The following is a 12,291-nucleotide window of genomic DNA, read 5'->3' on the forward strand; positions in this document are numbered from 1 at the left end:
TCGCCGCCCCTCCCCTATCTTGATTTGGTAATTTTATTTAGGAGATCAAGCCATACATGAAACTCCTTTTCGTCAACCAAATGACCTATTCTTTCCCAATCCAAATCCTCTTTCAGCTTTTCTCTTTCTTCTGCAGTCCATGTCTCACCTTTTGTCAGTGCTTGGGCAATATAAACTGCAAGAGTAGGTGAACGCCGTCGTAGCAACTCTGGAGGCGGGGCATGATGACATGAAATGGCTTCTATAATCGGGAGAGAGAACCCCCATAACCCGAGCATATAGGCTCCCAAGCTTTGATGACTTGTCTTGAAAACAGACTCTTCGGCTTCGACAACATCAGACAGTTCCCCATCCAGTTTTGCCATAGCCTCATGAAATCTATCGTAGTCGGCTGTTTGTAAAAGAAGGGTCCCAAGGTGGGAAACCACACCAGCGCAAGAAGCCTGTCCGCATTCTTCCTGTGACAACGACCAGTACTCGCAGATTTCCTTTGCTAAAGCACCTATCAGGAGACAATTTTGGCTTAAGCGTTCAATCCGATCGGCATCTTCTTTATCCCCGCGAAAAACGCCAACGACACCAGCTGACAACACAACATCTCTAACCGTCTCCATTCCCAGAAGTTTTACCGCTTGCAAAGGCGTCGTAGCTTTGACCGGCAATGAAAAAAAGGCGGAATTGGTCAGACGTAGGACTTGCGCAGTTAAGGCGATATCTTTACCTGTGATTTCTGCAATTTTTTCGATAGAGGCATCTTCTTTTTCGAGTTCTATCATCAGTTCCCGAACAATTGAAGGTATGCTAGGTAAACGTTTCACACTTGTAGAAAAACCTCTTAGTGCTTCGTCACCGACATAGGAGTTGAGCTTAATCAAGCGATCAATCGCATCAATTATGTCTTCCGTTTTACAAGGCTTTGCCAGATAAAAGTGCGCAGGCCCAACCGTTTTTATGATGCTTTCTTCCTTGGTGTAACCTGACAATATAATACGGTTTGTATGAGGATGACGTTTTCGCACAATTTCCAACAGTTCTGCACCATCCATTTCCGGCATTTGCATGTCGCTAACAACAACATCTGCGCGTTCATTTGCCAAGAGTTCTAAGGCCTCATATCCTCCACAGGCAAAACGCATATCCCATTCCTGGCGCTTTTTGCGTAAACTTTTACGCAACCCCCTTAAAATACCACTATCATCATCTACAAAGAGAATACGACTATTACGCTCCTTACTTCTCATAATTTCCCTCCCCTTCATTGGTTTGTTTTCTACCATTTATCGGTATGGAAATATGGAACGTGGTGCCAACTCCTTCTTTTGTTTCAAACCAAATTCGACCATTATGTTTTTTTACAATGACATCGTGCGATATAGAAAGCCCTTGCCCTGTTCCTTTTCCAACAATCTTAGTCGTAAAGAATGGATTGAAAATTTTGTCTTGAGCATGCGCGGGAATGCCGTTTCCTTGATCCTGTATTTGAATCTCAACATATTTATCCGTTGCAATGGTTCTGATCGTAATCGTCCTGACTTGGCTGTTTTTTTCTGCCTTATTGCGTTCTTCAATCGCATGGGCAGCATTGACGATCATATTTAAAAATACCTGATTTAGCTCTCCGGGCAGACACTGTACTTGTGGGAGCGTTTCATCCAGTTCAAAATTGATGTCAGCGACATATTTCCATTCGCTTTTACAAACAGTTGCCGTGCTTTGAATGGCCTTATTCAAATCAGCTAAAACCATTTCTTTTTGTCCAGGGTGAGAGAAATCTTTCATCGCCTTAACGATACGCGAAATCTGTGTTGTTCCCTCAATTGCATCCCCCAAAGCTTCCAAGACATCTTCAGTCATGATGTCAAAGTCTAGCTCATCCTTAAGTTCATCAATTTCTTCTATAAAATTTTTCGCCTCATCAGATTCAATTAGATATTGAGGCAGTTTCTGATAAAGGGAAAAAAGCTCTATCAAATCTTCCCAAGTTTCTTTTAAGAAAAGTAAATTATCACTGACATATTGGGTCGGGGTATTGATTTCATGGGCAATGCCGCCTGCCAACTGTCCAATTGCTTCCATTTTTTGGGCTTGTTGGAGTTCACGTTCCAGTCTTTCTTGTTCTTTTTCCTGTGCCTTTATCCCTGAAATGTCTTCCTTAATACCGACGTAACTAATGACTTTACCGCGACGGTTTTTGATAGGGACAATCGTTGCACGTTCCCAACGGCGTTCATCGTTTTTTGTTTTGTTATGAAATACACCATTCCAAACCTGACCAGAGGATATCGTTTTCCACAGCTTTTCATATTCTTCCGGCGTTGTTGCACCAGATTTAAACATTCTTGGTGTTTGGCCGATAACCTCCTGTGAAGTATAGCCGCTGCCATCAATAAATGATTGATTAACATACGTAATTTTGCCAGACACATCCGTTATTAGAATAGCAGATGGATTTTGCTCTATCACCTGACTGAGTTTGCGCAAATCTTGTTGTGTTTGCCAACGTGATATTATCCCAGCCATTGTATCTGCAATTGACTTGAGAAATGTAATTTCTTTTTCGGATTGTTGATGGTCTTCCCCAATATAAAGATTCATAAGCCCTAAGAGTTTGCTCTCTAGGGTAATAGGCACACAATAGTGCCCATATTGGGGTATATGAAGGCCATTTAATTCATTATCTATAGCATGATTTGAATAGAAAATGATTTCTTTATTTTGCGCTGTATTACCACACAGGTGATGTCCATATTCTAAAATATTCCATCTTCTAACGACCTGACTGGGCAAACCAATACTCGCAACCATTCGAAGGTGGTTGCTCGTGTCATCAAACAAAAAGACACATCCCTTGTTCGAAAAATCTCTGCGATTTTCCCTGAGGATTATCTCTAAAACCTTTTCCAATAATTCATCAAGGGGTAAATCTGTAAGGGAAAGCTCTAAAATATCCGATAAAATAATTTGGTCCACATGACTTCTGTTACGTTCACGTTCTGCCATCACTTTTTCTGTGATTTCTTTGCCAACCCCCCTATATCCAATGAATTTACCTTCTTTATCAAAAATGGGTCGCCCACTGATTGAGCAAAACTTCGTTTCCCCTGATCCATCTTGAGATTTGATTTCATATTCAAAATCTTCAAAAGGCTCTCTGTTTTCTGTTTTTCGGTGATGCTCAATCCATTTTACATCACCACCATCAGCTGCCAGCTCGCCACGTTTCTTTCCGAGTAATGAAGAAGCCGGAACCCCTAAAATTGTTTCAAGTCTTTCGGAAAAAAAAGTAAAACAATATTGCTCGTCCGTTTCCCAATACCAATCAGATGCGGCTTCCGTAAAATCTTTGAAACGTTGCGATGCTTCTTCAAACTTTTCTTTTGCCTCTACCAGTTCTGTTACATCTGTATAGGTTGTGACAAAACCACCTGCCGGAATAGGAACGCCTTTGATATCAATTGAACGCCCCAAACCCGTTTTTCGAATAAACTGGTGTCGTGTGAAATTTTGGGCAAGTTGGTGCATCTCCTTGACTTTCTCTTCCACATCCACATTGCCATACTCACCTCGCAAGGCATTATATCGGATAAGGTCGTCAAAATGCGGGTTGTTGATAAGAAGGCTTTCAGGAAGGTCAAGAATTTCTTGAAATTTTGTATTATAGAAAATCAGTATAAGGTCTTTACTGAAGATGCTGATCCCTTGCGAGAGCGCATTAATTCCTGTTTGGACTTCTTCAGGAAAATCTTTTAGGGCAGCGGATATGCTTTTTCCAATCATCTGCTTTCTCCATCAAGACAATCCACGCTATACTATTTAACCAACAACATTCTACCACTTCAAGCTGTTGCACTAAAGTGCCGATATGTAGTAATACTTATGCATATCTATTTGTTGTTGAAATAGAATAATTCAACCCCAAATCAAGTAAGGTTAACTAATTATGGTTACACAAAATGCTCAATATAATCTTTGTAGATGATGAAGAAAAAGTATTACGTGGAATTAAACGTAGCCTTCGTGCTTACAAAAACCTATGGAATATAGATTTTGTACAAAGTGGTCACGAGGCTTTAGATAAATTTCAGGTACAAAAATATAATGCCATCGTGAGCGACATGATGATGCCTGAAATGAGTGGTGAGGAATTACTTGGGATTATTCAAAAAAAATATCCTGATACGGCTCGTATCGTTTTGTCAGGGCACTGCAATCAAGAAACCGCGTTTCGATTAGTTGGATCCGATCATTTTTATCTGGCGAAACCCTGTCCAACCGAATTATTGGTTAGCACGATAGAAAATGCCTGTCTACTCGCAAGCAAACGAACAGTCAGAGAGGACAAAACAGCAAGTGTTTCGGAAGTTCAGAGCGCTTTATGTGATTTTGTCAAGTTATTGCTCATGAGAGGCGTTTTAGGGATAAATGATATCCCACATAGTATAAAGTGCTGGTTACCTGAAACAACTTTAAAGGCATTTGCCCCTGTTGTGGGGGAACATAGCGACTTTCTTTCTCAGACAGATTTTTCAAACACCAATTCCTGGCCAGAACAAAAGGTTTTGTCAAAAAACCCCGCCTATACATGGGATGATTATTTTAAAGACGAATAAGCTCCCTGCTCTTTATCTGAACCCGTCACCGATTACGGTAGAGGCTTAAACAGGTCGAAAAACACTTTAAATGCCTCGGCTACATCTTCAAAAAGATCGAAGATCATTCCGATAGCAAGACCAAACATAGCAAACACAAAAAACATAAAAACCGCTGTGAAGATAGCCAAAAAGCTCAAGTTAAAAACAGAGGCTTCTGGCGGGAAGCAGACATAAAAGAAAAGTCCGCCTGCAGATAACGTTAGTATAGCAGTAATGACCAATGGGGCAGCGGCCCAGATGACTGAAAAGTATCTCATAACCATAAGCATACCATCACAGACCTTACATTGCACTTCTCATCAAAGTGATCGACCGCCCTATTCCGGGGTCACCTATTCCGCCTATTCCGGAGTCCCTATTCCTGCCCTATTCCGACCCTATTCCGAAATTCCGGGGTCCATTCGGAATTACCCATGTAATTAATTACCCATGTAATTCGGTAACTGTCCCCCGAACTAACGAACTTACCCGAACTCCATAATTCCTACCCACAAACTAGCCCACAAATGAACTTTCGCTTAAATGGGTTTGTTCTTTAATTGGCACAATTTCTAAATGCAAAGAAAAAGCGAACCAGCTGAAAATCAGCGGTTCGCTTTTAGAATTATGGCGGACAGTGAGGGATTCGAACCCTCGATACCCGATAAAGGGTATGCCTCCTTAGCAGGGAGGTGGTTTCAGCCGACTCACCCAACTGTCCATATGTGCAAACAAACGTCCGTCTGTTTGAGATGGGTTTTCTACAAACAGACGGCTGCCCTGTCAACGATCAAAACGTTTTATTTCACAATTATTTTTTATCCACGTTAAACAAGGTTTTCAACTCATCCTTATCATAAGCTTTTGTGCGGGTATGTTCGTTTAAAACATCCAACCCGCGTCGCACTGCCGGACGGTCTTTAATCGCCAGAAACCAGCGTTTCAAATTGGGGTAATCATCCAGTTCCTGCCCCTGATTCTTATAAGAGCGGATCCACGGCATACAAGCGATATCAGCAATCGAGTATTCACCGGCCAGATAGTCCGCCTCACCCAATCGCTTTTCCATCACACCATAAAGACGGGTTGCTTCCTTCGTATAGCGTTCGATCCCATATTCCACCTTTTCCGGGGCATAGATGCGGAAATGATGGGCCTGCCCCAACATCGGACCAATACCCCCCATTTGAAACATCAGCCATTGCAAGACCTCATAACGTTTCATCGGGTCTTGCGGCAATAACGGACTTTTTGTCTTTTCCGCAAGATAGATTAAGATTGCGCCACTTTCAAAAACACTCATTTCCTGACCGTTCGGTCCGTCATGATCAATCAGGGCAGGTATTTTATTATTCGGGCTGATTTTCAAAAAATCGGGCTGAAACTGATCACCCTTGGCGATATCAATACCATGTACCTGATACTCAAGGCCGCATTCTTCCAGCATAATATGAACTTTGTGACCATTGGGTGTCGGCCATGAATAAAGATCAATCATTTCAATTTTCCATTATCGCAATGTTAACAACTTTGCAGATAGACTATACAATTGTGGTAGTATAAATATGAAGCAATTCACATTTCCACATAAATTAACAAAAAATGTCCATTTATCAATCTAAGAGGGTTTCCCGATGAACGAGGTCCTTCCCCAACAAAAGCTCCTGCTGGAACTACTGATTATGTCCGGTGACATCGCTGTTGCCGACAATATTTCCAACACAATCCTTGAACGTACCATTATCGAATGTGAAAAGCATGGCTGGGTCAAACGGTCCCAGTTTGGTGCTGGGTTTCATAAAACCACGATTACCGAAAGCGGACGCGATGCCTCTGGCTTGAAGCGATAAGACAGCGCTTCCTATAGTCCATAACGGGATCCCCCCTTTAATCTTTCCTCCCATCCCCCCATATCAAAAGGATAAACGGGAGAGGAGGATGACCAATGCATAAGATTGCTTTATTGGGGCTTGGGAATGTTGGCACATTAGCTGGTATTTTATTACAGCAAGCCGGATTTCAGGTTGTCGGTTTTGATCAATTTCCACCCCATCAAGAGCTGCCTTATACCACCCTTGAAACAGACCTGAGCAACGCTGAACAGTTAAAGAAGGAACTTAAAAGTTTTGACGGGGTACTTTCGGCCCTTCCTTACGCCCTCAATCCATTAGTTGCCCAAATCGCCCATGATTTGAATTTGCACTATTTTGATCTGACCGAAGATGTGCACGTCACCAAGAAAGTGCAAGAACTCAGCCAAACAAGTAAGCGTTTAATGGCCCCGCAATGTGGCCTTGCTCCAGGGTTCATTTCCATTGTCGCAAGCCACCTCAGCACCCCGTTTGATCGGGTGCGCGCCATTCGCATGCGGGTCGGGGCGCTACCACAACATCCAACAGGTCTATTAGGCTATGCCTTTAATTGGTCCCCCGAAGGGGTCGTCAACGAATACCTGAATGATTGCGAGGTCATCGAAGAAGGCCAACATAAATGGGTTTCCCCAATGGAATGGATTGAAACCCTGCATGTCAATGGGCGCAAATACGAAGCTTTCACCACATCCGGTGGTTTGGGCACCATGTGTGAAACCTTTAAAGGACGGGTGGAAAATCTTGATTATAAAACCATCCGCTATCCCGGTCATGCCCGGTTGATGAACTTCTTCTTCCATGAATTGCTCATGCGCGAAAGACGCGAAGAAGCCGGCAAAATTCTCACCAACGCCAAACCACGTGTGGATGACGATATGGTCGTGATCCATGCCTCCGTCGAAGGGGAAATCGCCGGGCATTTGCAAAGACGCGAATTTGTACGCACCTACTACCCAAAAAAAATTGATCAGGACATGCGCCGCGCCATCGCCTGGACCACCACCGCATCGGTCTGTGCTATTATCGAAATGGTCAGAGACGGCACCTTGCCCCAAACAGGTTTTCTCAAACAGGAAGATATTTCACTGGACGCCTTTCTCAATACGAAATCCGGCGCACTCTATCGAGAGGAAAGATAAATGCCCCACCTTCGCGATATTTTAGAAGATCTGGAACTCCCCGTTGACGGCAATGGTGACCTCAACATAATCAGTCCCATTGACGGTTCTTCAATAGCCAAAATTTTTCAAACGCCCTTGAACGAAATTGGCCAAATAGCAGAACGTTCACAGGCAGCTTTTTTAAAATGGCGCAATATACCCGCACCACGTCGGGGTGAACTGGTTCGTCTGTGGGGGGAAGAACTGCGTGCCAGTAAAGAACAGATCGGCACACTTATTTCCTTCGAAGTCGGGAAAATTCTACAAGAAGGGTTAGGAGAGGTTCAAGAAGCCATTGATATCTGTGACCTCTGTGTTGGTCAATCGCGTCAGTTGTTTGGGAAAACCATCACCAGCGAACGCCCAGATCACCGCATGATGGAACAATGGCACCCTCTTGGTCCAGTCGCCATTATCACCGCTTTTAACTTTCCCTGTGCTGTCTTTGCATGGAATGCCGCCAATGCCCTGATCTGCGGCGATCCCATTATTTTAAAACCATCGGAAAAATCACCCCTATCCGGTATCGCCACATTAAACGCACTGTTACGCGCCATTGAGAAATTCGGGGATGAAGCCCCCGACGATCTTGCACAAGTTATCATCGGCGGCACAACACACAGTAAATCCCTCGTCAGTAATCCGCATATGGCATTGATCAGTGCAACCGGATCAAGCGACATGGGCCGCTCCGTTGCCCTCAGTGTTGCCCAGCGATTTGGGCGGCGCATTCTGGAACTGGGTGGCAACAATGCCATGATCGTCACGGCACATGCCAATCTTGACCTTGCCGTGCGTGCCATTGTCTTTGGCGCGGTCGGAACCTGTGGGCAACGGTGCACATCCCTGCGCCGTATCTTCGTTCATGCCTCTCTCAGTAAAGAATTGCTCAAACGGATCGAACAGGCCTATGCAAGTCTGAAAATCGGTAACCCTTTAAACGAAGATACCTTGGTTGGTCCGCTGATTGACAAGGCCGCCTTTGAAAAATTCCAATCCACCCTCAACCGCGCTAAATCCGAAGGGGGCGAAGTACGCCACGGCGGTGAGCGCATTTTACAGGATATCTATTCAGAAGCCTATTACGTCACCCCTGCCCTTGTAAAAATGCCAAACCAAACCCCGATTATGCGTGAAGAAACCTTCGCTCCCATTCTGTATGTCGTCGATTATGATGATTTTGAGAATGCCATACATTTACACAATGATGTCCCGCAAGGGCTGTCATCCTGTATTATTTCAGACAATATGCAGGAGGTTGAATATTTCCTCAGCACCAACGGATCAGATTGCGGAATTGCCAATGTCAACATGGGGCCAAGCGGGGCTGAAATCGGCGGGGCCTTCGGTGGTGAAAAAGAAACGGGCGGTGACCGCGAAACCGGATCGGATGCCTGGCGTAACTATATGCGCCGGACAACCAATTCCATCAATTATTCCCATGATATGCCATTGGCGCAAGGGATCAGTTTTGGGCATGATTAAATTATGCCCCCTCCCCTATGCAAAACAGGAATTTCCTGCTAAAAGCGCGCCATCATTTTACATTATTAAATAGGACATTGCGACCATGAGCCTCGCTTCCCAATGCGACCTGTGTTCCAGCACGGACGCACTTTCAACCTTTGACGTGACAGCCGAGGAAACCATCACGGTCTGCAATACTTGTAAAAGCCAGATTGAAAACAATGACACAATGGATGTCCATCATTGGCGTTGCCTGAACGACAGCATGTGGTCTCAAGACAACGGTGTGCAAATCATGGCTTGGCGTTTACTGACCACACTGGCACAAAAAGGCGAAGGTTGGGCACAAGACGCGTTGGACATGCTCTATCTGGAAGATGATGTCCTGCAAAAGGCCAAAGCAGGCATGTCACAAGACGCAGATGATGATGACGTCAAACATATCGACAGCAATGGGGCCTTGTTAGAAGCCGGTGACACCGTCATTCTGATTAAAGACCTGAATGTTAAAGGCGGCGGATTTACTGCCAAACGCGGGACAGCCGTGCGCAATATCTCGCTGGTTCCCGATAACGCCGAACATATTGAAGGCCGTGTCAACGGGCAACAAATTGTAATTTTGACAAAGTTCGTGAAAAAATCCACTTAATCATGAAGAAAGCGATCCCGCCCTGTAAACCTGCAACACAAGCACGATGCAAGCGTCTGAAGATCGGCCAATGTATCGAATGTGAGAAGAGCAAACCAAAACAGGGCGGAACGCGTAAAATAAAAAATATCAGCCTGCAAACTTCAAAATCGTAATGGTTTCTTCCTGCATGACATCCATTCGGATCAGTTCGCTAATGGCCTCATCACACAGGTTGGGCGCGTTTTCATCCGCAACTTCCCAGCTCCAGTGATTATCCTTGAACACAATACGCCCTTTACCCGCATTAACATAATCGACAATCTCGCGTTCCAGTTTCTCAAGACCCCCCATATCAACCCCGTAAATTTGGGTATGAACCTTGATTCCAGCTTTATTGGCTTCACGCAACATACAACTTGCGCCCGGACTTTTCCCGTCCCACAACAAAACCAGCGCATCGGCGTAATTGGCCATATCTCTGTTACGTAATTCACCGGCAACGCGCCCATGCGTCAACCAATCTGCGGGAAATGGTCGGACAGGAACTCCATTGGTACGCCCCCATTCCTCGCCCATCACATCCACACCACGACATGTCCCGGACACCACTTCTGTAATATCAAAACCGGATGCGGCAATAGTCTGTTCCAAGGCTTCTTTATCTTCAATTTGACGTGAGCCTGCGATAATCGTTTTCATCTCTCCCCCTCCTTACTGGCTGAAATGAGCGCCCTTTATATCATAACTCAAAATGTTCGGCACCCCCTTTGGTTACGATAAGATTGGGGCTTCTTCACGATGGGCACAATCCTGCCAACTACATAGACGGCAACTCAGGCCAACCCGATCGCTCAATTTTTCAGAACCCATATCCAATCCATCTGCATAAACAGTCTGTTCCGCATGCAAGGCATCACAGGCCAACATGGTGGCTTTGAGGACACGCGGTTGCGAATAACCATGCTGGTCGGAGGCCTCAGCCTTTGCAAAAAACAAAAAACGTTCTTTATTGGGGAACAACGTGATTTGACGCACAATCCGCCCCGGGGTTTGAAAAGAACTGTATATATCCCACAAAGGGCAGGCATTCCCGTGACGGGGAATGGGAAGACGCGGCAGCGTCAAACGCTTGATAATACGGCCTGCCGCATTAATATGCATCAGGGCGAAAGGGATCCCTTCTGATCTTGCTTTTCGCAAACTGACCAATCGGCTGGCCGCCTGTAAAAAACTAACCGTATATTTACGCGATAAGACATCCACATCATAACGTTCTCGCACCGCATCTTCGAGAAATTCATCATACGGCATCAATAATGCGCGTGCAGAATATGAAATCAACGCAATAGCCGCAAGTTCCTGGGCAGCCGGCGTGATTAAAAAATCCGACTTTCGAATTTCTTCTGAAATCAAATCAGCCAGAGATAATTCAACCAGTAAGCAAGCCATTTCATATCGTCGCGTCAAGGCCGATGCATATGATGGCACACTTAACACGCGTTTGGTCGGGTTGTAGCTGCATTGATGCAATTTACCGACAAAGCCAATTTCACGATCTTTTGAAAAAGTTACTTTCACATCGAATTTTTGTTCCAAAAAATCCTGAATGACGCGTTCTGTATCACCGCCATGGAAATCCGCCGCCGCCAACATATCCGCCGCCGCATTTTCCAATGTTGGAAAAAAACCCTGATGATCCATGACAAAGTCATCCACTTCTTCAGCGGGTGTCATGGACCGGGTTTGGACTTTTGCATTATCCAAAAAGTTACCCAATCCGGCGGCAACCTCTGCCAGCTTTTGACTTTCCTCAGAAAGAATAGACAAAAACTGCACACGGTCCACCTCCTTCATATCCAAGGCCGTTCCTAAAATCTCTGAGGAAGAGCGGATCGCCGTCGCATTCGTCAACATCTGGAAAATCGCATCATCAATATAAGGCGCATAATTGAGACGTTCCGAAAGCGCTTTAATTGTTTGGCCTTGATCTACATACGTCCGGTAGAGAATTTTTAAAGCCCGCGCCCAACGCGGATGCTGCCCCACAAGATTCGGTGCCGTCGCATGCGTTAAATCCATATTCTGAAATAAAGGGTCAGTGGTCAGTTCGTTTAAATCCATAATGAGACGGCGATCACTCTCTCCATCCAGTGAACCGATATCAAGCCCGAGTTCCTGAGAGATGCGCTGCAGCAATTTTCCGCCAATCGCACGTTTATTATTTTCAATCAGATTCAGATATGATCCCGAAATGCCCAAGCGCTCCGCCAATTGCGCCTGTGTAACGCCGACCTGTTTTCGTTGTTTTTTAATTTTCAAACCAATGGGTGCACGAGCCATTACCTGTCTCTCCGGTCAATAATTTTATTGCAGCGCAATGTCAATAATTTACAAATTCACACAAAATTACTTTATGAAATTGACAAAAAAATACCGTTGCGTCAAAGGCTTATTGTTCTTTTTAAAAATTACCTGTACTCCTATTAAATAATTACAAAAGTACCGTAAGGTCAAAAATAGCTTAGAATTGA

The 12,291-nt window shown here is 44.7% G+C and carries 11 protein-coding genes and 1 tRNA gene; 5 read left to right on the forward strand and 7 right to left on the reverse strand.

Features of this window, described 5'->3' with window-relative positions:
• Positions 1 to 14 precede the first annotated feature (14 nt).
• Both ACI0FF_RS13775 and ACI0FF_RS13780 read right to left on the reverse strand, forming a co-directional pair.
• On the reverse strand, positions 15 to 1,277 hold the full coding sequence (locus ACI0FF_RS13775) for a response regulator (RefSeq protein WP_419797373.1): 1,263 nt from the start codon (positions 1,275 to 1,277) through the stop codon (positions 15 to 17).
• Positions 1,231 to 3,777: a PAS domain S-box protein gene (locus ACI0FF_RS13780; protein WP_419797374.1), complete on the reverse strand. Its 2,547-nt coding sequence runs from the start codon at positions 3,775 to 3,777 to the stop codon at positions 1,231 to 1,233. The genes ACI0FF_RS13775 and ACI0FF_RS13780 overlap by 47 nt, the downstream gene beginning before the upstream one ends.
• 176 nt (positions 3,778 to 3,953) lie before the next feature.
• Here ACI0FF_RS13780 and ACI0FF_RS13785 point away from each other — a divergent pair, with 176 nt between their 5' ends.
• Positions 3,954 to 4,610: a response regulator gene (locus ACI0FF_RS13785; RefSeq protein ID WP_419797375.1), complete on the forward strand. Its 657-nt coding sequence runs from the start codon at positions 3,954 to 3,956 to the stop codon at positions 4,608 to 4,610.
• Positions 4,611 to 4,642: 32 nt separating this feature from the next.
• Here the strand turns inward: ACI0FF_RS13785 and ACI0FF_RS13790 are convergent, their stop codons facing one another.
• The 3 genes from ACI0FF_RS13790 to ACI0FF_RS13800 form a co-directional block, all read right to left on the reverse strand.
• On the reverse strand, positions 4,643 to 4,921 hold the full coding sequence (locus ACI0FF_RS13790; protein WP_419797376.1) for a hypothetical protein: 279 nt from the start codon (positions 4,919 to 4,921) through the stop codon (positions 4,643 to 4,645).
• Between the two features lie 338 nt (positions 4,922 to 5,259).
• Positions 5,260 to 5,352, reverse strand: a tRNA-Ser gene (locus tag ACI0FF_RS13795).
• 90 nt (positions 5,353 to 5,442) lie between these two features.
• Positions 5,443 to 6,129 carry a glutathione S-transferase family protein gene (locus tag ACI0FF_RS13800; RefSeq protein ID WP_419797377.1) on the reverse strand — a complete coding sequence of 229 codons (687 nt, stop codon included), beginning with the start codon at positions 6,127 to 6,129 and terminating at the stop codon, positions 5,443 to 5,445.
• 136 nt (positions 6,130 to 6,265) lie between these two features.
• Here ACI0FF_RS13800 and ACI0FF_RS13805 point away from each other — a divergent pair, with 136 nt between their 5' ends.
• From ACI0FF_RS13805 to ACI0FF_RS13820, 4 genes are all read left to right on the forward strand, one after another.
• Positions 6,266 to 6,481 (forward strand): hypothetical protein, encoded by a 216-nt coding sequence (locus ACI0FF_RS13805; RefSeq protein WP_419797378.1) that lies wholly within the window; start codon positions 6,266 to 6,268, stop codon positions 6,479 to 6,481.
• Positions 6,482 to 6,576: 95 nt separating this feature from the next.
• Positions 6,577 to 7,641, forward strand: a complete 1,065-nt coding sequence (locus ACI0FF_RS13810; RefSeq protein ID WP_419797379.1) for a saccharopine dehydrogenase C-terminal domain-containing protein — start codon at positions 6,577 to 6,579, stop codon at positions 7,639 to 7,641.
• On the forward strand, positions 7,642 to 9,147 hold the full coding sequence (gene amaB, locus ACI0FF_RS13815; protein ID WP_419797380.1) for an L-piperidine-6-carboxylate dehydrogenase: 1,506 nt from the start codon (positions 7,642 to 7,644) through the stop codon (positions 9,145 to 9,147).
• A gap of 85 nt (positions 9,148 to 9,232) precedes the next feature.
• Positions 9,233 to 9,778, forward strand: a complete 546-nt coding sequence (locus ACI0FF_RS13820) for a PhnA domain-containing protein (protein ID WP_419797381.1) — start codon at positions 9,233 to 9,235, stop codon at positions 9,776 to 9,778.
• A 129-nt stretch (positions 9,779 to 9,907) separates the two neighbouring features.
• On the opposite strand, the gene ACI0FF_RS13825 is transcribed toward ACI0FF_RS13820, so the two are convergent.
• Together ACI0FF_RS13825 and ACI0FF_RS13830 are read right to left on the reverse strand one after the other, a co-directional pair.
• Positions 9,908 to 10,459 carry a DUF2493 domain-containing protein gene (locus ACI0FF_RS13825; protein ID WP_419797382.1) on the reverse strand — a complete coding sequence of 184 codons (552 nt, stop codon included), beginning with the start codon at positions 10,457 to 10,459 and terminating at the stop codon, positions 9,908 to 9,910.
• A 72-nt stretch (positions 10,460 to 10,531) separates the two neighbouring features.
• Positions 10,532 to 12,100 carry a helix-turn-helix domain-containing protein gene (locus tag ACI0FF_RS13830; protein WP_419797383.1) on the reverse strand — a complete coding sequence of 523 codons (1,569 nt, stop codon included), beginning with the start codon at positions 12,098 to 12,100 and terminating at the stop codon, positions 10,532 to 10,534.
• Between the last annotated feature and the right edge of the window lie 191 nt (positions 12,101 to 12,291).

It is taken from the genome of Terasakiella sp. 4MB5A, assembly GCF_050058155.1.
Classification (GTDB): domain Bacteria; phylum Pseudomonadota; class Alphaproteobacteria; order Rhodospirillales; family Terasakiellaceae; genus Terasakiella; species Terasakiella halodenitrificans.